This window comes from Methanomicrobia archaeon, assembly GCA_016930255.1.
In the GTDB taxonomy this organism is placed as follows: domain Archaea; phylum Halobacteriota; class Syntropharchaeia; order Alkanophagales; family Methanospirareceae; genus JACGMN01.
This window is the reverse complement of sequence record JAFGHB010000021.1, coordinates 33337-55702: the sequence shown is the minus strand read 5'-3', so window position 1 is coordinate 55702 and position 22366 is coordinate 33337. Positions and strand designations below refer to the sequence as shown.

At 50.2% G+C, this 22366-nt stretch carries 30 protein-coding genes and 2 tRNA genes; 18 read left to right on the top strand and 14 right to left on the bottom strand.

Going from position 1 to position 22366, the window contains the following annotated elements; all coding sequences use genetic code 11:
* Positions 1-87 precede the first annotated feature (87 nt).
* Together JW878_03415 and JW878_03410 are read left to right on the top strand one after the other, a co-directional pair.
* A complete protein-coding gene (locus JW878_03415; GenBank protein ID MBN1762116.1) occupies positions 88-594 on the top strand; it encodes a nitroreductase family protein in 507 nt (168 codons plus the stop codon).
* 40 nt (positions 595-634) lie between these two features.
* Positions 635-1027, top strand: a complete 393-nt coding sequence (locus JW878_03410) for a 3'-phosphoesterase (GenBank protein ID MBN1762115.1) — start codon at positions 635-637, stop codon at positions 1025-1027.
* Between the two features lie 114 nt (positions 1028-1141).
* Here JW878_03410 and JW878_03405 read toward each other — a convergent pair whose 3' ends face one another.
* Entirely contained in the window at positions 1142-1438 is a 297-nt protein-coding gene (locus tag JW878_03405) for a winged helix-turn-helix transcriptional regulator (protein ID MBN1762114.1), read from the bottom strand.
* Between the two features lie 624 nt (positions 1439-2062).
* Between JW878_03405 and JW878_03400 the strand changes: the two genes are divergently transcribed.
* Positions 2063-3106 (top strand): NAD(P)-dependent glycerol-1-phosphate dehydrogenase, encoded by a 1044-nt coding sequence (locus JW878_03400; protein ID MBN1762113.1) that lies wholly within the window; start codon positions 2063-2065, stop codon positions 3104-3106.
* Positions 3107-3172: 66 nt separating this feature from the next.
* Positions 3173-3628, top strand: a complete 456-nt coding sequence (locus tag JW878_03395) for a UPF0179 family protein (GenBank protein MBN1762112.1) — start codon at positions 3173-3175, stop codon at positions 3626-3628.
* Between the two features lie 37 nt (positions 3629-3665).
* Here the strand turns inward: JW878_03395 and JW878_03390 are convergent, their stop codons facing one another.
* From JW878_03390 to JW878_03375, 4 genes are all read right to left on the bottom strand, one after another.
* On the bottom strand, positions 3666-4094 hold the full coding sequence (locus tag JW878_03390) for a translation initiation factor IF-2 subunit beta (GenBank protein ID MBN1762111.1): 429 nt from the start codon (positions 4092-4094) through the stop codon (positions 3666-3668).
* A gap of 74 nt (positions 4095-4168) precedes the next feature.
* A tRNA-Ser gene (locus tag JW878_03385) sits at positions 4169-4254 on the bottom strand.
* Positions 4255-4278: 24 nt separating this feature from the next.
* Positions 4279-4446: a 50S ribosomal protein L37e gene (locus JW878_03380; protein MBN1762110.1), complete on the bottom strand. Its 168-nt coding sequence runs from the start codon at positions 4444-4446 to the stop codon at positions 4279-4281.
* On the bottom strand, positions 4440-4739 hold the full coding sequence (locus tag JW878_03375) for a small nuclear ribonucleoprotein (protein ID MBN1762109.1): 300 nt from the start codon (positions 4737-4739) through the stop codon (positions 4440-4442). Before JW878_03375 ends, JW878_03380 begins: the two co-directional genes overlap by 7 nt.
* A 147-nt stretch (positions 4740-4886) precedes the next feature.
* Between JW878_03375 and JW878_03370 the strand changes: the two genes are divergently transcribed.
* From JW878_03370 to JW878_03360, 3 genes are all read left to right on the top strand, one after another.
* Entirely contained in the window at positions 4887-5408 is a 522-nt protein-coding gene (locus tag JW878_03370; GenBank protein MBN1762108.1) for a 50S ribosomal protein L15e, read from the top strand.
* Positions 5409-5412: 4 nt separating this feature from the next.
* Positions 5413-6564 (top strand): DUF763 domain-containing protein, encoded by a 1152-nt coding sequence (locus JW878_03365; GenBank protein MBN1762107.1) that lies wholly within the window; start codon positions 5413-5415, stop codon positions 6562-6564.
* A 91-nt stretch (positions 6565-6655) separates the two neighbouring features.
* A complete protein-coding gene (locus JW878_03360; GenBank protein ID MBN1762106.1) occupies positions 6656-7438 on the top strand; it encodes a thiazole biosynthesis protein in 783 nt (260 codons plus the stop codon).
* 205 nt (positions 7439-7643) lie between these two features.
* On the opposite strand, the gene JW878_03355 is transcribed toward JW878_03360, so the two are convergent.
* On the bottom strand, positions 7644-7979 hold the full coding sequence (locus tag JW878_03355; GenBank protein ID MBN1762105.1) for a hypothetical protein: 336 nt from the start codon (positions 7977-7979) through the stop codon (positions 7644-7646).
* A gap of 234 nt (positions 7980-8213) precedes the next feature.
* On the opposite strand from JW878_03355, the gene JW878_03350 reads away from it, so the two are divergent.
* The 8 genes from JW878_03350 (at position 8214) to afpA (ending at position 13411) form a co-directional block, all read left to right on the top strand.
* A complete protein-coding gene (locus tag JW878_03350) occupies positions 8214-8681 on the top strand; it encodes an Hsp20/alpha crystallin family protein (GenBank protein ID MBN1762104.1) in 468 nt (155 codons plus the stop codon).
* Position 8682: 1 nt separating this feature from the next.
* Entirely contained in the window at positions 8683-8904 is a 222-nt protein-coding gene (locus JW878_03345; GenBank protein ID MBN1762103.1) for a hypothetical protein, read from the top strand.
* 17 nt (positions 8905-8921) lie between these two features.
* Positions 8922-9584, top strand: coding sequence for a peroxiredoxin (locus JW878_03340; protein MBN1762102.1), 663 nt, complete (start codon positions 8922-8924; stop codon positions 9582-9584).
* Positions 9585-9684: 100 nt separating this feature from the next.
* Positions 9685-10461, top strand: coding sequence for an ABC transporter ATP-binding protein (locus JW878_03335; GenBank protein ID MBN1762101.1), 777 nt, complete (start codon positions 9685-9687; stop codon positions 10459-10461).
* Positions 10462-11688: a SufD family Fe-S cluster assembly protein gene (locus tag JW878_03330; protein MBN1762100.1), complete on the top strand. Its 1227-nt coding sequence runs from the start codon at positions 10462-10464 to the stop codon at positions 11686-11688.
* A gap of 22 nt (positions 11689-11710) precedes the next feature.
* Complete coding sequence (locus JW878_03325) at positions 11711-12229, top strand: ferritin family protein (GenBank protein MBN1762099.1); 519 nt, start codon at positions 11711-11713, stop codon at positions 12227-12229.
* Between the two features lie 10 nt (positions 12230-12239).
* Positions 12240-12860 (top strand): flavodoxin family protein, encoded by a 621-nt coding sequence (locus JW878_03320; protein ID MBN1762098.1) that lies wholly within the window; start codon positions 12240-12242, stop codon positions 12858-12860.
* Positions 12857-13411 (top strand): archaeoflavoprotein AfpA, encoded by a 555-nt coding sequence (gene afpA, locus JW878_03315; protein ID MBN1762097.1) that lies wholly within the window; start codon positions 12857-12859, stop codon positions 13409-13411. The genes JW878_03320 and afpA overlap by 4 nt, the downstream gene beginning before the upstream one ends.
* Positions 13412-13562: 151 nt before the next feature.
* Here afpA and JW878_03310 read toward each other — a convergent pair whose 3' ends face one another.
* From JW878_03310 to JW878_03285, 6 genes are all read right to left on the bottom strand, one after another.
* Positions 13563-14744, bottom strand: a complete 1182-nt coding sequence (locus tag JW878_03310) for an FprA family A-type flavoprotein (protein MBN1762096.1) — start codon at positions 14742-14744, stop codon at positions 13563-13565.
* A gap of 8 nt (positions 14745-14752) precedes the next feature.
* A complete protein-coding gene (locus JW878_03305; protein ID MBN1762095.1) occupies positions 14753-14890 on the bottom strand; it encodes a rubredoxin in 138 nt (45 codons plus the stop codon).
* 2 nt (positions 14891-14892) lie between these two features.
* Complete coding sequence (locus JW878_03300; GenBank protein MBN1762094.1) at positions 14893-15345, bottom strand: FprA family A-type flavoprotein; 453 nt, start codon at positions 15343-15345, stop codon at positions 14893-14895.
* Positions 15346-15609: 264 nt separating this feature from the next.
* The gene (locus JW878_03295; GenBank protein MBN1762093.1) at positions 15610-16269 is read right to left on the bottom strand and encodes an adenylate kinase; all 660 of its coding nucleotides are present in this window, start codon (positions 16267-16269) and stop codon (positions 15610-15612) included.
* A gap of 186 nt (positions 16270-16455) precedes the next feature.
* A tRNA-Ser gene (locus JW878_03290) sits at positions 16456-16541 on the bottom strand.
* A 94-nt stretch (positions 16542-16635) separates the two neighbouring features.
* Positions 16636-17229: a small multi-drug export protein gene (locus tag JW878_03285; GenBank protein ID MBN1762092.1), complete on the bottom strand. Its 594-nt coding sequence runs from the start codon at positions 17227-17229 to the stop codon at positions 16636-16638.
* A 73-nt stretch (positions 17230-17302) separates the two neighbouring features.
* Between JW878_03285 and JW878_03280 the strand changes: the two genes are divergently transcribed.
* Positions 17303-17962, top strand: a complete 660-nt coding sequence (locus tag JW878_03280) for an MBL fold metallo-hydrolase (GenBank protein ID MBN1762091.1) — start codon at positions 17303-17305, stop codon at positions 17960-17962.
* Entirely contained in the window at positions 17963-18733 is a 771-nt protein-coding gene (locus JW878_03275) for a radical SAM protein (protein ID MBN1762090.1), read from the top strand.
* Positions 18734-18864: 131 nt separating this feature from the next.
* On the opposite strand, the gene JW878_03270 is transcribed toward JW878_03275, so the two are convergent.
* Positions 18865-19575, bottom strand: coding sequence for a PGF-CTERM sorting domain-containing protein (locus JW878_03270; protein ID MBN1762089.1), 711 nt, complete (start codon positions 19573-19575; stop codon positions 18865-18867).
* A 155-nt stretch (positions 19576-19730) separates the two neighbouring features.
* Complete coding sequence (locus tag JW878_03265; protein MBN1762088.1) at positions 19731-20342, bottom strand: YIP1 family protein; 612 nt, start codon at positions 20340-20342, stop codon at positions 19731-19733.
* Between the two features lie 241 nt (positions 20343-20583).
* Here JW878_03265 and JW878_03260 point away from each other — a divergent pair, with 241 nt between their 5' ends.
* Entirely contained in the window at positions 20584-22365 is a 1782-nt protein-coding gene (locus JW878_03260; protein ID MBN1762087.1) for a V-type ATP synthase subunit A, read from the top strand.
* Position 22366 lies beyond the last annotated feature (1 nt).

The following is a 22366-nucleotide window of genomic DNA, read 5'->3' as shown; positions in this document are numbered from 1 at the left end:
GGTTCAACACTAAAAGGTATCATAGAGGGATCAAAGCCATACCAGCATCACTTTATACCGGGTAGTTTCAAAGTTTACTTAACAGTTATGGATACTCTTGAGGCACTACGAACAAGGCGGAGCATCAGGAACTATAAAGTCAAGGACGTGGAAGCGGATTTAATCCAGGAGATTGTAACAGCAGGGATGCGTGCTCCATCAGCAGGCAACGAACAGCCGTGGCATTTTATTGTACTAACCGAAAGGCGCATTCTGGAGGAAATCCCGCGTATTAGTCCCTATGCTGCAATGGCAAGAGACGCACCGGTCGCCATCCTTATCTGCGGCGATCTCAACTTAGAACGATTTGAGGGCTTTTGGGTTCAGGATTGTGCGGCAGCGACCCAGAACATGCTCCTTGTGGCTCACGCCCTGGGACTTGGTGCGGTATGGACCAGTATTTATCCGTTGCAGGATCGAGTTGCAGGCTTCAAAATGCTCCTGAATATCCCCGATGCCGTTGTACCGTTTGCTTTGATCCCCCTTGGCTATCCCGCCCGCGAACCGCGTAAAGAAGATCGATTCAAAAAGGATAGAATCCATTATACTGCGTAGTAAATCATGAGCCGATGCACAATCGGAAATTTGATGGCCTGTGCCAAAAGATAAGATCTTTGTTGTCCAGAAGCATGATGCCTCGCATCTACACTATGATCTTAGATTGAAACGGGATCACGTACTCAAAAGCTGGGCGGTGCCCAGAACGCCGCTAATAGATACGAATGTCAAAAGACTCGCAATGCAAACGGAGGATCATCCGCTGTCTTACGCGGACTTTGAAGGCACTATAGCGGAAGGGCTTTATGGCACGGGCACCGTTGAGATTTGGGACAAGGGGACATTCCGGCCGGAAAAGCTAGAAGAGAAGAAGATCGTTTTTGAAATCGAGGGAAAGAAACTGAAGGGAACCTACGTATTGCTCAAACTGAAGCCGGGCGGCAAATACAAAGGCGAAAATAACTGGCTCTTCTTTAAAAAGAAACGGTGATCGGTGGAGTGAAAAAAAACACCTCAGGAAGCTTTTTGAACCCCAAAAACGGGGAAAAAGGTAAAAAGCTTACACGCTTCCTGAGGTTAATCGTGGATGCACATAACGACCGCGTTAAAGCTTCTTCTTCATCTCGGAAATCACGGTCTTTACTTTGTCCGTCACCCAGTAGACCCGTATCGCTTTTCCCTTCGACTTTGGCAGTTCCGATATCTCGTACTTGCTTGCTACGAATCCGGCTTCTTCCAAAGCCAGGAGATGGTACGAAACGAGCCTTCTTTCTTCGGCCATCGCTTTGCTTATCGCATTGATGTGCAGCGGCTTTTTGGCAAGCAGCTCCACTATCCGAAATCGTATCGGATGCAAAAGCACATGCGCATCCCTTATCAGCGCATCTTCTGTTTGTGTCATGGTTTATTATATGACCTCAGTATATATAAATATTTTAATATAAAAAATGTTTTTATAGCACAAACCGCTATCAAATACCTGCCCACCTCGCTACGGGGGGAAGGTGTAAGAAGAAGTCAGGGAGAAAGATATATAAAGGTCAAACTCTGTAGAGCCATGACTTTTTTATCCTCCCAACTGGCTTCGAGCACTGACTGAGGGCGGTGGGGTCGCAAATTATCGTTCAACTAGCCGGCAAAAATCCTTCGCCACGCATACCGCGCATCGCTTCTTCTTGCAGTAGCGCCGCTACTAATCACGGGACTGAAATACGAGAATATAAGTATATAAGTGCGTAGTCACAAATACGGCGACGACTGAAGGAACGAAGGCAGCTATGCTAAAAAGTATTCGTAGACAGTGTTTTGCTTGTTGTGCGATATGGTCGTAAGAGTCAACCAAGAATGGTAGTAAAAGGGAAGCTTCGTGAAGCGCTAACCAAAGCAAAACCAAATTAGCCCCACACGATAGCAGCTACAAAGACTACGAGAGGTTAACGATAAATGATTTATCTATTTATAGCTACTTAGATATAGCAGTCGAGGAGTTACGTACGTTATGGCACCAGTTGAGCGAATGAAATGGATGCAATTGCCCCGCGATGTCCTGATCGGGCACGAAGTTCTCCAGGAGGTCGGCACGATTTGCAAGCACTTAGAGATAGGTAAACAGGCAATTATCGTTGCTGATAGCTTCACACGGCAGATTGCTGGCGAGACAGTAAGTGAAAATCTATCCGATACAGGATATGACGTCAATCTGATAGAAGTGGAAGGTATAAACCGAGTGAATATAGAAGTCGTGAAAGAAGCGTCTGCAGAGGATAAAGCGGAGTTCGTGCTCGGCGTTGGCGGCGGTACGATCATAGACACGGGCAAAATAGCCGCTTTTGAACTCGCCATTCCGTTTATCTCCGTGCCTACCATCGCCTCGCACGACGGCATCGCCTCGCCACGAGCATCGCTAAAGGATAAGGACCGGGGCAATCCGAGCTCCATTCAGACACATGCGCCACTCGCTATTGTCGCGGATACCAAGATAATCGCCTCCGCGCCGTATCGGTTTATTGCTGCGGGTTGTGGGGACCTCGTTGCCAACTATACCGCCGTAAAGGATTGGCAGCTTGCACACCGCTTACGAGACGCAGAATACAGCAGTTACGCTGCCGCGCTTTCGGAAATGACCGCGAATATGACCATGGAAAGCGTTAAGGCGATAAAGAAGCGGGATGAACAATCCGCCTGGATGGTGGTGAAAGCATTGGTCTCCAGCGGCGTTGCTATCAGCATTGCAGGCTCTTCCGCTCCCGCTTCCGGCTCTGAGCACAAATTCAGCCATGCGCTAGATATGATCGCGGAAAAACCTGCATTACACGGTGAACAGTGCGGTGTTGGCACCATCATGATGACACACCTGTACGGCGAGAGCTGGCAGCGTATCCGAGACGTACTGAAAGAGATCGGCGCCCCAACGACCGCAAAGGAGCTGGGCATAAAAGACGAAGAGATAATAGAAGCGCTGACCTGCGCGCACAAAATAAATCCCGGTCGATATACTATACTGGGCGATTCAGGACTCACGTACGAGGCTGCAGAAAGACTTGCCTTGGTTACCCAGGTGATCGATTGAATAATTGGGCTATAAGTAGAAGAGTGAATGGGTTCTGTGACCGTATAAGAGGGGGATGATGAGAAAATGGAGGAAGGGCGTTTCGTAACGCTAATTGGCGCTAAATTGGCAAAAGAAGACATGGAGTTCATCTTCTTGGGTGCTTCTAACAAATGCGGCGAGTGCAGGTTGAAAAATACGTGTACCAATCTCGAAGTCGGTAGGCGATACAGGATAGCGAAAGTGCGGGACAAGATACAGCATGATTGCTACATTCACGAGGACGGTGTCTGCGTGGTGGAAGTGACGGAAGCGCCTATCACCGCAGTGATCGAAGCGTCATACACGTTTAAAAACTCAAAATTCGTTTTCGAGCCACCTGATTGTGAAGAATACCTGTGTGAGCTCTTTGACCTGTGCCATCCCGCGGGTCTCAAGGAGGGTGATCCCTGCACTATTATAGACGTGATCGGTGACGCACCAGGCGAATGTGAAGAGGGTCGTGGTCTAAAACAGGTAACTATGTGTAGAGAACATAAGTAAGTCGGTAAGTAAGCAGATAGAAGCCCTTTAAAATTACTTATTTCCTTGCCTTTCCGCCGCGACGCTTCATGATCGGGCGAATCGCCCCACAGGCATCGCATTTCAACACCCACACGCGATCCAGCTTCTCGAAGTGCGAATCGGGTTTCTTGCATTCCCAGCAGAGCACATATTCATCCATGTATCGCTGAATTTGACGCTCGACCTCCTCCTGCGGGAATCGCCCTTGGAATATCACGCGATTCCCTACTATTTTACCTGCCGTACCTAATTCGTTCAGCAGAAATTTCATTACATGCTCCTGCTCTCGGCGTATATAGTCACAGACAGCGTCAAAATTGTCAAATATCGTGGTCTTTCCCTCTATAAATACCTTGAGCGCGGGTATCGCGAACCGCGAGTCACTAGTCGTCGTACTCGGCATCTGTTTCAATGCCCTATCCAACTGGTTGACGTATTCTTCCATTTTAACCCTTGGTTATAATAATAACACCGTTGAGCAGTGCAGTGACATGGCGTGAGGTTTTGCGCCACAGAGAACGCCGAGGAAGGGATTTGAACCCTCGTGTCCCGTTGGGGACACCGGCTCTCAAGGCCGGCGCTTTAGTCCGCTAAGCTACCTCGGCCGCTGGCTGTCACTCTTTCTAATTTTACGGCTTTTTAGCAGTCCAATTATACGATCGGATCTTACTCGATTTCCCGAACCCGCATGCCACGCAGTACTTTGCATGTATGCTGTACGTGAGCTTGCCACAGCGTCTGCACGTTAAGTGTGACCTCTTTTGCCTTTTGCCCTGTGAAGGTGTTCCTTTTACCATGTCCCTTTCTCTTCCCCTTCCTTGCTTTTACTCGCATCTTCGACTTTTTCTGCCTCTTTCTGTATGGTCGGCGAGATATACACCACGTTATCACCTCGCATCAGAATCTCGCCTGAAAAGGTCTTGACCGAATCATCGCTGCTCAACTCCTCTGCATCGCTCAATACCAAGTTCATGTGCAGATCATATCCTTCCAACGTACCTCTAAACTCTCTGCCTCCCCGGATTCTCACGATGACCGAGGATTTCAGCGATTTGTTTAATACGTCCAACGGCTTGGGCTTACTTACCATCTCTATCACATTCTCCCTTTTCTTTACTTCTTACTGGACTACGTGCTACCTGTATCTGTAATAGAATAATACTAACCTAGCATATAACTTTATTTCCCTTCCTATCTTATTTATTTTAAAATCATCTTTCTAGGGAGCACAGGAGAAATGTCAAAGTCATTTTATAGATATATAGGTGAGGCATGGAAGCGGCCAAAGGACTCGTACGTACAGGAGTTCCGGCAGTTACGATTACAGGAATGGAGGCGTGAACCTGCGGTTATACGGTTAGAGAGACCAACGCGAGTGGACAGGGCCCGCGCTTTAGGCTACAAAGCGAAACACGGCATCATCGTAGTGCGAGCGAAGGTGCGGCGAGGCGGTCGAAGGAAGTCAAGGCCAAAGCACGGGCGGAAATCGCGGAGGATGGCTGTGCACAAGATGACGCCTGGAAAGAGCTTGCAGCGAATCGCGGAGGAGCGAACTGCGCGAAAATATCCAAATATGGAAGTTCTTAATTCATACTGGGTGGCAGAAGACGGGAAGCGGAAATGGTATGAGATAATCCTCGTTGAACCTGCGAACCCTGAGATAAAGGCAGATAAGAATTTGAATTGGATTTGCCATCCGTCACATAGGCGGAGGGTATTCAGAGGCAAGACCTCGGCAGGCCAGAAGGGACGACTCTAATGCGTTGAAGAAGCTGGGCACGGTAGATTTGCCACTTCACGGTGGGAAAGCGCCGCAGTGGCTGCTGAAGCGAATGAAAGGTTTAGCGCACGCCATCTTCGAGGTGATCGTGGATGAATACGGCGTTAACGGCGCGATAGAGAAGTTGGCCGATCCGCTTTGGTTCCAATCACTCTCCTGCGCACTCGCGTATGACTGGCACAGCAGCGGGACGACGACCGTAGTCTGCGGCGTTTTGAAATCGGTGATCGAGCCCGAAGAATTCGGATTTGGGATTGCCGGCGGAAAGGGCAAGGCGTCGAGAAAGACGCTGTCGGATATCGATGCGTTCGGTGATACGTTACGACTCAGCGATGCGAAGCTGGCGGAGCTGAAATACGCGAGCAGAATATCCGCGAAGGTTGATAACGCCTGCGTACAGGACGGCTATCAGCTTTATCATCACTCGATGTTCGTTACGGAGAAGGGCAAATGGGCGGTCATCCAGCAGGGCATGAATCCCGGAGACCGGTATGCGCGGAGATACCACTGGCTCTCATCGTCCGTGAAACGGTACGTGGAGGAGCCGCATCAGGGAATCGTCGGTCGACAGTGCGAGACTGTGCTGGATCTCACGTCAAAAGAGAGCCGGGGATGTCGTGGAACGTCCGTTGATCTTGCACGAACGAACCCAAAGGAATTAGAACGGGTTTACAAAGAACTGAGCGGTGGTGACGCTAAAAAGCTAAAGAGCGATCAAACGACGCTTGCGACGTTCGACGTGATCCCCGCAGTCGAGTTCAAGGGCAAAGTCACCGCGTTGAAAGGAGGGGATTTACGATACCGAATGCCGCGCCGAGTGAACTGGGATGCACTGCATGAGGTTTACGATAAGCAGCCGGCGAATTACGAGGAGTTCCTGTGCGTACGGGGTGTGGGGCCGGCGACCGTGCGTGCGTTAGCGCTCGTTTCCGAGTTGATCTATGGTGAGCCGGCGAGCTGGCGGGACCCGGTCAAGTTCTCGTACGCCTTCGGCGGAAAGGACGGCGTGCCGTATCCTGTGGATAAACGCACCATGGACGAGACGACCGAACTCATACGTAACGCGCTGAAGGAAGCGAAGGTTAGCCAGACGATGGTCGCTGATGTGCTAAAGCGAATGCCGCGCGCGCTATAATTACTGTATTTCTATCTCCATCTGCTCGTTGAGCGAGGAACGGGCAGGAGAGCATCAAAACTATTAATAATCAAGGACCCAAGGTTGTCCTATGGAACCGATAGAATTTGCACGAGCATCTGAGAGTCAGATTACAAGAGCGATCGTGCAGGAGTTTGCGCAGGAATTTACAGATTATGTGGAGTCCGACGTTATTATCGTCGGCGGCGGCCCTTCAGGTTTAATCGCCAGCAGGGAACTGGCTTTAAACGGTGTGAAAGTCCTGCTCATCGAGCGGAACAACTATTTCGGCGGCGGGTTCTGGCTTGGCGGGTTTCTGATGAACAAGACGACGGTGCGTGCACCGGCCGATGCAATTCTTGACGAGCTGAAGATACCATATAAAGAATACAGTAAAGGTCTGATGGTTGCTGATGCGCCGCACGCGTGCTCGAAATTAATTGCCGCGGCGTGCGATGCGGGTGCGAACCTGCTCAACATGGTGGCTCTGGACGATGTGGTGCTCCATAACGAGCAAGTGACCGGAGTGGTCGTGAACTGGAGCCCGGTATCGTCACTGCCTCGCCAAATAGCGGCGATTGATCCTGTATCGCTGGCATCCCAGCTCGTGATCGACGCAACCGGTCACGACGCCTCCGTGGTGAAGAAGCTGGAGGAACGGAATCTGCTCAAGATCAAAGGTCAAGGTGCGATGTGGGTTGAAGCATCGGAAGATCTCGTCGTTAAGCACACATCTGAGCTCTACCCGGGGCTGATGGTTACCGGCATGGCTGTTGCTACGGCATACGGACTCCCCCGAATGGGGCCTACGTTCGGCGCGATGTTGCTCTCGGGGAAGAAAGTCGCGGAAATTGCGCTTGAACGACTTAAATGATGTAGCACTGCTATCCAGTGGCTTTTTGGATTCGATAGGGAAAACTAAGCGGTTCTGGGCTGCAGGCGGCTTTGCTACTAAAGTACCTTTTGCTCCTGAAGTCTGAAGATAGCTCCTAAAGATGATCTTATCCACTTTATTGGTATGGAAAAGATTAGTGGCATATATAGAGGTATCTATTTTTTGCCGCATAATATACCCTTGTTTAATGTCTCTTTTCCCGCGTCCAACTAAATTTAAAGCCAGGGATCCCTACTTCAAACCCAAAAGTCGTGGTAAACTTATCTTTGTTTTCGATTATGTCAATCCCCAAGGGGTTTAAACCGTTTATAAAGACGTTCTTTACACCACCAGTATTTCCAGCGACACGTGTGATTTTTAGAACACCTAAACCATCCAAATAGTCTATTGCATTATTAATCCGATTTGCTTCCCAACCAGTCTCATTTATTATCTCCTGTGACGCAATTTTCGGCGAACCCTGAGTATATCTGTCATACATAAACTTCAACAATTCCCCAGCGTCTTTTTGAACGCCCATTTTTCCTTCACTTTAAAAACGTCGTCATTCACCCTATTTAAACATTGCGATATTTTCGTGCTATAGAGGGATTTTTACCCAAAATAACTTTTGCTACTAAACTCCCGCGTCTGCTCCTAAAGTCCAAGATTTTTGAGACTTCTGGAGCAAAGCCCTGCAGACAGAGAAGTATTTAGGTGATAAGCCCTATGAGTAAAGTGGGGTAATAAAAATATAAATAGGAGGTGATAGGAGATGGTTTGGAGAAGACACATTCGGGATCCCTGGGAAGAGTTAAGAAGAATGGAGGACTGGATGGATCGAATGTTCAGAGAGACCTGGCCTTACTATCTGGAGCGGAAGGCGTTACCCGGAGCCGCGGGTGAAGAACTTGTAGAGACCGCGACACCATCGGTGGACATAAAGGATGAAGAAGGCAAGATAGTCGTGGCTGCCGATATTCCGGGCGTCGAAAAGGGCGACATCACGATCAACGTTAAGGGCGATATGCTCGAGATCACTGCGGAGAAGAAGGAAGAGAAGGAGGAGAAGGAAGAAGGCTATATCAGACGGGAGCGAAGTTATCGGAAATTCTACCGATCAATACCCCTGCCAGCGGAAGTGGACCGGGATAAGGCGGAGGCATCGTTAAAGGACGGCGTGCTCAAGATCGAGATACCGAAGCTCGCCGGAGCAGAAGTAAAGAAGATCGAGGTAAAATAAAATGGCATGCATATCACCAGATGGCGAACTCACCGATTCCGGCAGAAAGATTTTAAGTGCTGCACAAGAGGCTTCTGTACCTGAAGAAATCGCTCGCGCTTCGGGTATGCCACTCTTCAAAGTGAGAAGCAGCTTACGAGAGTTGACGGATGCCGGTTTTATGGAAGAACGCGACGGAAGATATAAGACCACTCCCGCGGGAGCGGCGAAATTAAACCTTTAGGAGGTGATATCAATAAAATGGAAAAAGAGCTTGAAGGAAGAACTGCTGAGGAAATAACTCTGCCACTGCTGGGCGATCCCGCACCGGATTTTGAAGCGGTTACCACTTTTGGTACACTGCGCTTGTCAGATTTCAAAGGAAGCTGGTTGGTTCTGTTCTCGCACCCGGCCGATTTCACACCGGTCTGTACCACGGAGTTCATCGCTTTTGCCGAGATCTACGACGAACTGAAGAAGAAAAATACGGAGCTTTTGGGCTTAAGCGTCGACAGCGTCTCGTCCCATATCGCATGGGCACGGAACATCGAGGAGAAGGTCGGTGTGAAGATACCCTTTCCAATCATAGCCGATTTGTCGAAAGAAGTAGCCATCAAGTACGGAATGCTTCATCCCGGCCAGAGCAAAACGGAAACCGTGCGATGCGTCTTCATAATCGATCCAGAAGGCATTTTAAGAGCGATGCTCTACTATCCGCTCTCGAACGGACGAAACATGGATGAGATAATGCGACTCATTGATGCATTTCAGACGTCCGACAAACATAAGGTTGCAACACCGGCAAACTGGCGACCCGGCGATGAAGTTGTTGTACCACCACCAAAGACGCAGGAGATGGCAGAGGAGCGAATGAAAGAAGGCTACAAGTGCGTCGATTGGTATCTATGTAAAAAGAAACTTTAAATTTTTTCCCTTTTTCTTTTTTTCTTTTTTATTTTTATTTGTAGTGTAATTGAGGTGAGGTGGAAAAATGGAGACAATGACGGTACCGGCAAGCTGTAAAATGCTGGAGATACGAGATTTGACCGTAGAGGTTGAAGAGAAGCCGATTATAAAGGATTTAAATCTCTGCATCGAATTTGGCGAAGTCCACGTCCTCTTTGGCCCGAATGGCTGCGGTAAAACGACGCTTTTGCTGGCGATTCTGGGTTTTCCCGCGTATAAAGTGACCAGAGGCAGTATCTTGTTCAAAGGCATTGATATAACCTCTCTTCCAACCAACGAGCGCGTGAAACTGGGTATGGGCATGTCCTTTCAGCACCCGCCGGAGATTCGCGGCGTCAAACTGGGTGAAATGGTGAATATAGCCCGGGGCAGGAAGGAAGGTGCACTAGACGAGGAGGTGATCGCGCTGGGCAAGCGGCTGAATATCTCCCCGGAGTTCTTAGCGAGAGACGTGAATCTGGGTTTTTCAGGTGGCGAGGTCAAGCGATCAGAGATTCTCCAGCTCGTTGCGCAAGCTCCGGACTTCATTATGTTTGACGAGCCCGATTCGGGCGTGGATGTCGAAAACGTCGAGCTTATCGGCGATTTAATGAATGAACTCCTGGGTCGGGACGAGATGCCCAGCCATCGGCAGCGTTCCGGCCTGGTCATTACACATAGCGGATTTATCCTGAACTACCTCAAGCCTGATCGGGCACACGTGATGCTGGATGGCAGGATCGCGTGCTCGGGCATACCCGATGAGATAGGGCGACATATAATGGAAGAGGGCTTTGAGCGCTGCGTGGAGCGCTGTGGCGAAAAGGCCGTAAAGGGTGAAAAAGGTGTGTGCTGAATGACCGAGAAAGAGGAGATAATGGAACGTGCGCAAGGCGCGAAGGAGAAAAAAGCAGCGCTGGGCGAAGACGTCGACATTGGAAGTTATACGACCGAGGCTGAGGAGCATCAGGCGCTTGCTTCGCTGGAAGATATCGCCGAAGACTATAAGGAAGATATGCTTTGTGCAGGTATTGAGCCTTCAGAACAAGACAGATCAGGCTCTTTTTTACAACAAGATCGCTCGGTACTCTTCTCAAAGGTGAAGTTCCCAGGTTTGGAGATTATGAGCACAACCGAAGCGGTAAAGAAGTATGATTGGCTCAAGGACTACCTGTGGAATGCGATTCCGGTAGATACGGATAAATACACCGCCGAGGTTGAATTAGACCAGACGCATGGCTATTTTATCAGATCGGAGCCGGGAGCGAAGGTAACGGTGCCGTTGCAGTCCTGCCTCTTCATCTCCACCGATCGGGTCAGGCAGAACGTGCACAATATCGTCATTGCCGAGGAGAACTCGGAGATCCATATCATTACGGGCTGCTCGGTCTCGCATACGGTGAGTTCCGCGCTCCATCTGGGCGTCTCGGAGTTCTACGTGAAGAAGGGCGCAAAGATCACCTTCACGATGGTGCATAACTGGAGCGGCGGCATGGAGGTTCGGCCGCGGAGTGCGACGATCATTGAGGACGATGGCGTCTTTATCAGCAACTACATCCTGATGACGCCGGTGAAATCGCTTCAGATGTTCCCAACGACGTATTGCGTCGGTCGAAATGCACGGACGACGACGCAGTCGATAGTCTACGCGACGAAGAATGCGCATATCGATATGGGCTCGCGAGCGGTCCTTCAGGGCGAAGGGAGCAAGGCTGAGCTCATCTCACGTGTGATTGCCACGGACAACGCGAAGGTAATCGCACGGGGGGATATCATCGGCGAGACGAGGAATGTGAAAGGCCATCTCGAATGCCGTGCCTTGATGCTCTCGGATACCTCGGCGGTCGATTCGATCCCTGAACTCAGAGCGACGCGGAAAGATCTTGATCTCTCGCACGAGGCAGCAGTTGGGAAGATTGCGGAAGAGGAGATCCAATATTTAATGACCCGTGGCTTGAGCGAGGAGGAGGCCACGTCCGTCATCATTCGAGGGTTCTTGAACGTCGACATCACCGGCTTGCCCGAGGCGCTTGCACGGGAGACGAAGAAGATGTTCGATCTCAGTCTGGAGAAAGTGATGTAACGTAAAGTAAGGAGTAAAAAAAATGGAAGAGCGATTGAAGGCGCTTGAAATCGCCATGGAACGCGAATTGGATGCCAAGGCGTTTTATCTGGACGCAAGTGAGAAGATTACCAACGCCTACGCACAGGATATGTTCAGATCGTTCGCCAAAGAGGAAGAGAAGCATCTGGAGAAGGTCAAGGAGATGTACAAAAAGCTCGACGCGGAGAAAACGTGGCCAAAATTGATAACCTCCATCGGCGACATGGTTACCGTTCGGACGGTTTCAATGGACGCTGTGCAGGTCGTCGATATGGCGACAAAGGACCTTGAAGTGAGCCTCGAGATCTTGAAGCTGGGCATCGAGCGCGAGGAACGAAGCATGAAGTTCTATCACGAGCTGGCAGAGAAAGCCATCGACCCGTTTGAGAAGCGATTCTTCATCGCATTGGAGCATGAGGAACGCGGCCATTATCTCACGCTCTGGGATTTCCGCGAGTATCTTGAAGATCCCGAAGGCTGGTACAGCATGAAAGAGGGATTCCGGCTGGACGGCGGTTGAACACAGCAAAATGGTCAACCTGCTTGGTATTTCGGGGAGTCCCCGGAAGGCCGCAACCGATTGGATAATTCAAGAAGCGTTGCGGTACGCAGCAGAGAAGTGGGCGGCAGAAACACGGTACTTCTCGGTGCGCGGGAAGAAGCTCAACTTCTGCATTCATTGCGACCACTGCATTAAAGAGGGCGGATGTGTTCACGACGATGCGATGCAGGAGGTCTATGCGGGGTTCGAATGGGCAGACGCGGTTATAATCGGCACGCCCGTGTACCAAGGCACCCTGAGCGGTCAGACGAAGGTGGTGCTCGATCGCATGCGGGCGTTTGCGGCGAGCGATCCGCACGGGCTCCGAGACAAGGTGGGAGCGGCGGTTGCAGACGGTGGCGACCGTATCGGTGGTCAGGAGCCTGCTATTCGGGCAATAACCGACTTCTTTGTGATCAATGAGATGCTCCACGTCGGTGGTGGCGCGTTCGGCGCGAATCTCGGCGCTACGTTTTGGTCGAAGGATAAAGGTGCTGAGGGCGTTGCAGACGACAAAGAGGGCTTGAATAGCCTTCATAAGACCGTGAACAGGCTCATGGAGGTTTGCGTTATGATGACTGGAGGCAAGGGAGGCGAAGAGAAGAGATGAGCGCAAATAGGCGGATAGCATGGGGGATTACCGGATCGGGCGATAAGATCCGCGAGTCGGTCGCTCTGATGGAGGACCTCGCCGCGAAGTACGACCTGGAAGTGGACGTGTATCTCTCCAAAGAGGGCAAGATCGTTTTGAAGTTCTACAAGCTCTTTGACGAGGTGAAGAAGAGCTTTCCAAAAGTGATATCGGAAGTAGGGCCAAATGCACCCTTTCTATCCGGAAAACTCCAGTTAGGCACGTACTCGTTATTCGTTATCGCGCCTGCAACGGCAAATACCGTGGCGAAAATCGCTTACGGCATCGCTGATTCGCTCCTTACCAATTCGGCAGCACAGGCCATGAAGGTGTACGTGCCGGTCTGCATCTTCCCCGTGGACCAGAAGGAAGGCGAACTAATAACCAAGCTGCCCAACGGCGCGGACCTGAAGATACGAATACGGAAAGAGGACGTAGAGAATGTGGAGCGGTTACGCAAGATGCAGGGTATAACGGTCTTGAGCCGACTCGAAGATCTTGAAGACGTGGTGAAGAAGATCGTCCAGTAACGAGACGCTGAAAATCCTTTACTAATCGACAGCTACGAGCAGCCGGTGTGGATGGTTTATGTTCTATTCAATTCAGGAGCACTATAACATCTCCGATAGCTATTTCTCTTGATGAGATATCCTTTCTTTCCTCTCTTCCCTATACCGCGAGTTACCCTTTAATTAACGCCCCCAACTGTTTAGCGACCTCTTTTACCTTCTCCAATTCCGCTTCACCGGGTATGTACTGAATATCAATCCCTTCGAACGGCACCTGCCAGCCAAGCGCGTTCATCACCGCGTCCAGCTCTTTTACCGCCAGAGAGCCCCAACCGTAGGAACCGAACGCAAGGCCGATTCGCTTTTTAGGTCGTAAGCCCTTCAGATAGGTGAGGAACCCGCCCATTGTCGAAAGCACACCCATGTTCAGGGTGGGAGAGCCGAGCAGTATCGCTTTCGAGCGGAGGACATCGGTCATGATATCGGAAATATGAGTGGTCTTCAAATTTCGCAGGGTCACCGGAATACCTTCCGCTTCCAGACCCTCCAGTAAGCTATACGCGATCTTCTCTGTTGAGCCCCACATGGTGTCATAAACGATCAATGCCCGCTCTTCCGCTTCGTTGTTCGCCCACCTCTGGTAGGCTGCTAAAATCCGCGGTAAATACGCGCTCCATATGACCCCATGGCTTGGTGCAACCATCTCAATCTCCAATCCAGAAAGGGCATCCAATGCCCGTTTCACTTGATCGCTATAGGGCAGCACAATATTAGCGTAATATTTCGCAGCTTCTTCCTGAAGAACGTCCCAGCAGCCCATCTCAGCGTCAAACCGCTCGGTCGTGGCAATATGCTGTCCAAAGGCGTCATTAGAGAGTAAAAGCTTCTCTTCCGGGAGATAGGTGACCATATTGTCGGGCCAGTGAACCATCGGGGTGAGGAAGAACTGCAGGGTTCGTTTACCGATGCTGAGCGTATCACTGGATTTCACGACGAGTGGATCCCACTCCTCTTTGTAATGTCGCCGCAATCCTTTCTCGCCATTCGGAGAGGTTATCACCTTTGCATTCGGCGCCACCGCTATCATCTTCGGCAAACTGCCGGAATGGTCCATCTCCACATGGTTCGATACCAGATAGTCAATTTGCGTTGGGTCGATTACCGCCTTGATTCGTGCAAGCATCTCATCGAAGAGATAGTGCTTCACCGTATCGACCAGGACAATCTTTTCGTCGAGGATGAGGTACGCGTTGTACGTGGTGCCTCGTTGCGTGAGGTACCCGTGGAAGTTACGCAGATTCCAGTCTATACCGCCGACCCAGTAGATGCCTGGTTTTATCTCAATCGGTTTCATAGGCGGGTCTAATACGACTCCTTCGCCTCGAACTGATCTTTGCCTGCACCGCAGATGGGGCAGACCCAATCGTCCGGTAACTCCTCAAACGGTATCCCTTCTTCGGCCGCGTCATAGCCGCAGACCTTGCAGCGCCACTGTTTCATGTTTACTTCGCCTGCTTTTGCTTGATCCGCTCCGCGATCTGCTTACCGTACTCGACGCTCGCTTTTTTGCCCTTGCCACTAACTATCTCAGTCATCTTCACTTTCAAGCCCGGGTCGACCGTGTCCATCCCGAAAATTTGCTTCATCGGGACGCGCATAAGATCGATCGATTCGCCACTCCAGCCATAGGCCCCGAACGCTCCGCCAACCTTCCCTTTCAAATCGGCTTTTCGCATCTCGATGAGGAACCACTTCACAGAGCTGATAAGATCATTGTAGTACGTAGGACAGCCGAGAACAACGGCGTCATAACCCGTGAGTTCGTCGACCTTCGCATCGAGCGCTTTTTTAACAACGACGTCAATGCCAGACTCCTTCATCCCCTTCTCAATCGCCTGCGCCATCTGTTCCGTATACCCATAGGCGGTATCATAAACAATTATCGCATTTGCCATTTTATACATCTCCGTCTCTTAAATGGCACTACTGGCATAAATAAATTTGCATTCACGAACTTCACCATCGCTCGAGTAGAACCGCGAAGAGTAGTGACTTGACGATACACTAAATGAAAGCGCTCGTGTTACTCAGTAGGTCTTGTGGAGAACCGACGACATAGCATTGGAACTCTCCTCAAGGGTTCGGTTAATTGAATAGAATTGGTTAGCGTCGCGCAGAACTGCAACCCACTGTTAGCGCCACTCACGACAGCTCTTACTCTAACCGGCGCGCGGTTTTAAACCATCCAGCAATCTGCAAATTTCATCAAAGACCTCTGGTATACCTGCCGCCCCGTTTACCGTTACCATTACATCTTCGTTCGTATAATACTCAATCAACGGCTGTGTTTGGTTCTTATAAACGTCCAATCGATTCATGATTGCTTCTTCCTTGTCATCGCCTCGCTGATAAAGCTCCTTACCGCAGCGATCGCAGATTCCTTCCTGCTTCGGCGGGTTGAAGAGGATATGGTAACTCGCCCCACAGGCGCACATCCTTCTGCCCGTCAGTCTCTTGATCAATTCAGCATCGGGTACATCGACATCAAGCACAAAATCCAGCCGCTTACCCATCTCGTCCAAGATCGTGCTCAGCGCATCAGCCTGTGGTACGGTTCGTGGATATCCATCCAGGAGAAAACCGGACGCACAATCAGGCTGCGATAATCGATCTTGAATAATTTTTATCAGCACCTCGTCAGGCACTAATTCCCCTTTGTCCATGTAGGATTTGGCTTCCAGTCCGAGTTTCGTCTGGTTCTTCAGATTTTCGCGTAAGATATCTCCGGTTGATATATGCGGTATCCCGTATCTCTCGGCCAGCATTTTCGCCTGCGTTCCTTTTCCTGAGCCCGGTGGGCCAAACAAAACGATATTCATTTATCTCGGCCTCCCTATCTATAGAATAAGCCCCAAAGACTGCATCGTGAATCACGGAGCCGTCTCATAACAAAGTCATCACTCCGAGTATATAAAAGGGAGCGGTTTCGCGGAGTGGCAAAAGCGAAGATTATGAGGCGCTCATATACCATCATAAAACCTGATTTAATGGATTCGTACCCATTACGCCAGGATCAGGATTTGAACCTGAGCGTCCCTTACGGGACAGTGACTCTCGAGGCCACCGCATTTGTCCACTCTGCCATCCTGGCTCTCTCGCACTTTTCTTTGAAGGGGATGTATGCTAAAAGATAAACGAGTTCTTTTTATAAACTCTTTAGGTTAGGCTCGCTCGGTCAGCCATGGTTAAAAGAACGATATCGCGCCATAATAAATGAGCGTTGCAAGGGTGGAACGGATAAATGTGCCAATAATTACTGCGAGCCATGTCATTAACGGCTGCATACCGATGAGCCGACCGACAATTGAGCCTACCCCTGCGCCGGTCCATTGAAGCGGAAAGATAACCAGGAGGACGACGCCTATGAACCCAAATCGCTTTGCCCATTTATATTTCTGTAACGCCTCCTCTCCTTGCTCCCCCACGCGCTCGACCAGCTTTCCTAAGCCGGGAACCTTCTTCGCGTAATCGAAGTTCCAGACTAAAAACAGAGCGAGGACGGCGTCTGTGAAGATAATAAAGGCTATAAGCGGTATTGGCGGAATGCCGATTCGCAATCCTGTCGGGACAACAGAAAGGGTGCCAATGAGCGGCACAAATGAATAAACACTGAACACCGTCACGTATTTGCCAAAATCCTCGGGGAAAAAAAACCATAGAAATAGCACCGTAGCACCAGCGATAGCAAACGGAATGAGGAGCTTGGCTAATGCGATTTTATTCATACTAATCACGAATTTCACCTTTTTCCTGACGTCCATTTCCATCTCTTTTATCATCTGTCGTTCTACTCGGTGCGCCAAGTGACTATACAAATTACTTATGGAATGAGAGATATAAAGTTAGAGGAAAGTGAGACTGAGCATAGTCTATGATAATGAGGCGCTGGAAGGGTTCATAAGCGACTGGGGATTCTCCTGTTTGATCGAATCTGGTGAGTGGAAGATACTGTTTGATACCGGCGCGTCAAGCGAGATATTGACGCACAACCTGCAGCGCCTGGGAATAGCGAAAGAGGAGATTGCAATTATTGCGCTCTCACACAAGCATTGGGACCACGTTGGCGGCCTTGAAGCAGTCTTCCATCCCGGCGTTGCCGTCTGCCTGCCCAGCTCTTTACCACTCGGGTTGAAGAAATACGTAGCGAAGAAGGCGGCGCGAATTGTTGAAGTTACAGAGCCGAAAGAGATCGTTCCGGGCGTTTATACCACGGGCGATTTTGGCACACCGGTCAAGGAACAGTCATTGGTCTTGGAAACGAGAGGCGGCGAAGGCGTGGTGGTGGTAACCGGCTGCGCGCATCCGGGGTTGGCGAATATTTTAGAGGCAGCGAAGGCTTTCGGACCGCTTTACGGTGTAATTGGCGGTTTCCACGGGTTTAATACGCTGGACGTGTTGCAGGGCTTGAAATTGATAATGCCCTGTCATTTCACGAGACGTAAGAAGGAGATAGCCGAAATGTACCCGGAGGCGACAGTTGGGTGCGGAGCGGGAACGGTGATCGAGATCTAAATGCAATTCGTGTACGGTCCGGTGGCCTCGTGGCGACTGGGCAGATCGTTAGGCGTGGATATCTTAAGCACGAGCGATAAGACCTGCTCGTTTGACTGCGTCTATTGTCAGCTTGGCGGGACGACGAACAGAACGGTAGAGCGGAAAGTGTACGTACCGACGGAGGAGATCAAGCGTGAGATTGCAGCGATTGCAAAAACCATCGAAGATACCACCGATGTGATTACGTTTGCAGGCATGGGCGAGCCGACACTGGGCGCGAACCTCGGCGAGGTTGCCGCGATGATCAAACAATACAGCACGAAACCGCTGGTCATTCTGACAAATTCCGCCTTGATCACCGATGCGACGGTACGAGAAGACTTGAAGAAGCTGGACATCGTGATCGCGAAGCTCGATGCTCCGGATCAAGACACATTCGAAAAAGTAAACAGACCGGTAAGCGATGAGATAAAGCTCGACTCGATAATAGCGGGGCTGAAGGAATTCAGGAAAGGTTATAAAGGGCAACTCTGCTTGCAGATGATGTTCGTGGAGGAGAATAAAGAGTACGGATGGGAACTGGCGCGTATTGCTGCGGAAATAAAACCGGATGAGGTGCAGCTCAATACCCCGCTGCGACCGTGTGTCGTAAAACCGGTTTCACCTGACGAGTTAGAGTGCATACGCGAGTCCTTTAAAGGGTTGGAGGCGACGGTTATTTCGGTCTATGATAGGATGGTGCCGGACGTGAGGGTAATTGACAAAACGGACGTAATACGGGGGGGTTGACGATTAAGCATCATCTCGCCTGCCCACCTATGCAGTTTTGAAAGTCGAGCATTTTCTGCCTATTATTTGACAGATCACCTGCTAGCGGGGGCTATCCTTCGTTTATAAAAAGAAAAAAAAGGAAGATTTGTTTATCTTCTCCTTCGCAAAAGAGCCATCACTGCCAGTAGCCCTACGACCGCGAATACAACCTCGAAGCCGGGTGTCTCGCTGCCTTCCTCGGTGGATGTTGTGGGTGCCTTCGTGGGTGCTCTCGTTGGCTCTGCCGTTCCTGCGGGTGGTGCTGCTGCCCCTCCGCCTAACGCGGCGATGCCATCATAATCAATCGCATTGGCAAAGTCGTAGAGCGTATCCTTGTCGCTGTTCGTGCTAATAAACACCATGAAGCGGTCGTTTACGCCAACATGCAACGCATACTCAGCCGACTCTTTGTCGTAAACCTCCCACGCAGGAAATCCCTCCACATTCACTTTTTTTATGTATCCTTCCGTAGTCTCGTAAGCGACAAAACTTTGCCATGCTGTTGACCATCCCACGGTATAGAAGGCATAATCTGTAATAACGACGTCAGCGGTTACATCATCAGCACCGGATTTTGTGTAGTGCTCTGTTGCCATGCTCCACGTTCCTTCTTCATGCGTAAACGTCATGCCCTCTGGCTCTTCGCCATCCCAACCGGAAGGCGCATCTGGCAGGAACTCGATGAGCGTATTAAAATGCACCGCTTCTGTTGTTGTGGCTTCTTCACTCGCGATTGCCGTGCTCACGAAAGTCATTCCGAGTGCTCCTATAAGGAGCATCCCGATCAGAATTGTTGCTTCAACTCTTCTTCTTTCACTCATATTTTCACCTCCTTTTCGTTTTATCTTAGATGTTCACTATCATTTGTCGCTTCCTCTATTTAACTCCTTTTTAACCCCCTCGCTTTTCAAAAATAGCGAGGGTATATTATGCATAACTGAAAAATAGAGGAGGAACTCCTGTCCCTCCTACACCTCTACATAGGGAAACCGGGGGTATAAGGACTACCGACTATTCCCCACATCACGCCACTCGTGATCGCGCCGACGACAGCCATGATGACGATATACGCGACAATCGCGACGCTGAGGTATATCAATCGTTTATCCTCGGGCGTCTCCATAAGCACCGGTATGCCCAAATATAGGATGTATAGTCCATAAAGACCTGCCAAGAAGGCCAAGATCGAAAGAGGCGGGAATATATTGAGAATTCCTGCGAGGAGCCCCGGTGTGCTTGCGTATGCAACGAGCTTCGTCGACTGTATCTGATCTTGCTTCGATGAAAAACTTGGTGCAAGCAGATTCAGTACGAATCCAAAGACGATGACGCCGATGATCGAGAGTACATACTGCATGATACCCCATGTCACTGCCCACTGAAACGGCACTTTATAATGAAACCCAAAGGTTCCGATGCCAACGACACCATATCCGATGATAATACCGATCAGTGTGGGTACTGCGACGATTGCGACGTACGTGATGAGATCTTGCATACTTGGTTGTTCAGCTTTTGCAGTCTCTAAAGTCGATTGAGGGCTTAACACCACATTCTTCGCCCGGTCTATTATTGCATTTATATCCATTTTTTCACCTCCTTGTAGGTTATAGCTTTACGCAGGTATATAAATATGTCGCTTATTTTCCACAATGTTAAATTCGTGACTGGGAGTCTCGATTCCGTACCGTGCGACACTTTATGCGGGTTATAAATAGTACCGCAGACTAAGGATGTTTGATGCGCTGCATTACGTAAGGCAAGCGAAAGATAGAGAAACCTTTTTTAGTTTGAGAGGTAGGAAGTATTGTAAAAAGAGGACGTGAAAAATGGGCGAAGAGGGAGTGATAGATCGGATAGCAGGTCCGTTAGTTATTGCTGATAAGATGCGCGGATGCGAGATGTATGAAGTGATTAAGGTAGGCGAAGAAGGATTAATGGGCGAGACGATCAGACTAGATGGCGCCCTTGCTTATATTCAGGTCTATGAAGATACAACGGGTTTAAAGCCCGGTGAGCCGGTGATAAGGACCAAAGCGCCCTTATCGGTTGAACTTGGCCCAGGTATTTTAAAGAATTTTTACGATGGTGTGCAGCGCCCTCTGGAAGATATCGCGCGTAAAGTGGGAGATTACATCACCCGGGGGGTCACGGTGGATTCTCTTAACCGGACGAAGAAGTGGAAGTTTACACCCACGGCAGAGGAGGGCAAAGAGGTTGTCGGTGGCGATATTCTGGGCGAGGTTCCCGAGACGAAGGTGATACAGCATAAAATTCTCGTGCCGCCTAAGGTAAAAGGTAAACTTCTGGAGATAAAAGAGGGTGAATTCACCGTTACTGATAGCATTGCGAGATTACAAACAGACGGCGAAGACATGGAATTAACGATGATGCAGAAATGGCCGGTGCGAAAAGGGCGGCCGTATAAGGAGAAATTAGATCCCGAAGTGCCGCTGTTGACTGGCCAGCGAATAAATGATACCTTCTTCCCCATAGCGAAAGGCGGTACGGGCGCTATTCCGGGAGGGTTCGGGACCGGGAAGACGGTCATGCAGCACCAATTAGCACGATGGGCGAACGCGCAGGTTATCGTATATATCGGGTGCGGCGAGCGTGGGAACGAGATGACGGAGGTTCTGGAGGATTTTCCCAAGCTGATTGATCCGTACAGCGGCGAGAAGCTGATGGAGCGTTCCACGCTCATTGCGAACACGTCCAATATGCCTGTTGCGGCACGGGAAGCGTCTATTTATACCGGCATCACACTCGCCGAGTATTATCGAGATATGGGCTACGACTCGGCGATTCAGGCTGATTCGACTTCGCGCTGGGCAGAAGCGCTGCGAGAGATCTCGGGCAGATTAGAGGAGATGCCGGGTGAAGAGGGGTATCCCGCTTATTTAGCCACGCGATTGTCTGATTTCTACGAGCGAGCAGGCCGTGTAAAGGCCTTATGCTCTGATTCTGAGAATAGGATAGGCTCTGTCACCGTTGTGGGTGCGGTATCACCACCAGGAGGCGATTTCTCGGAGCCGGTAACGCAGAATACGCTGCGTGTGGCGGGCGTCTTCTGGGCGCTCGATTCCACCCTGGCGGATAGGAGGCACTTCCCTGCTATCAGCTGGCTGCGTAGCTATTCACTTTACTTGGCGGACCTCAGGGGCTGGTATAATAAGCCCGAGTCGCCTGATTTCATGGAGCAGCAGGAAGAGATGATGGCACTCTTGCAGAAAGAATCGGAACTGCAGGAGATCGTGCAGCTCGTGGGTGCGGATGCGCTTCCGCCACGGGAACGGGGCACGTTGGAAGTAGCCCGTATGATACGCGAGGATTTCCTGCAACAAAATGCGTACCATGATATTGACTCGTTCTGCTCGTTGGAGAAGCAGTATTTGATGGCAAAGATCGTCCTGCAGTGGTACAACCATGCGAACGAATTGATAGAGCGCGGTATAGGCATAGAGAAGATAGAGGGAATGAAAATAAAGGATACCATAGCGCGGATGAAATACGTCCCGAGCGATGAGTTTGGAAAGAAGTACGAGGAGATAACGGGCGAGATGAAGCGTGAATTTGACGAGATAATGATGAAGGAGGAAACGGCTGCGTGAC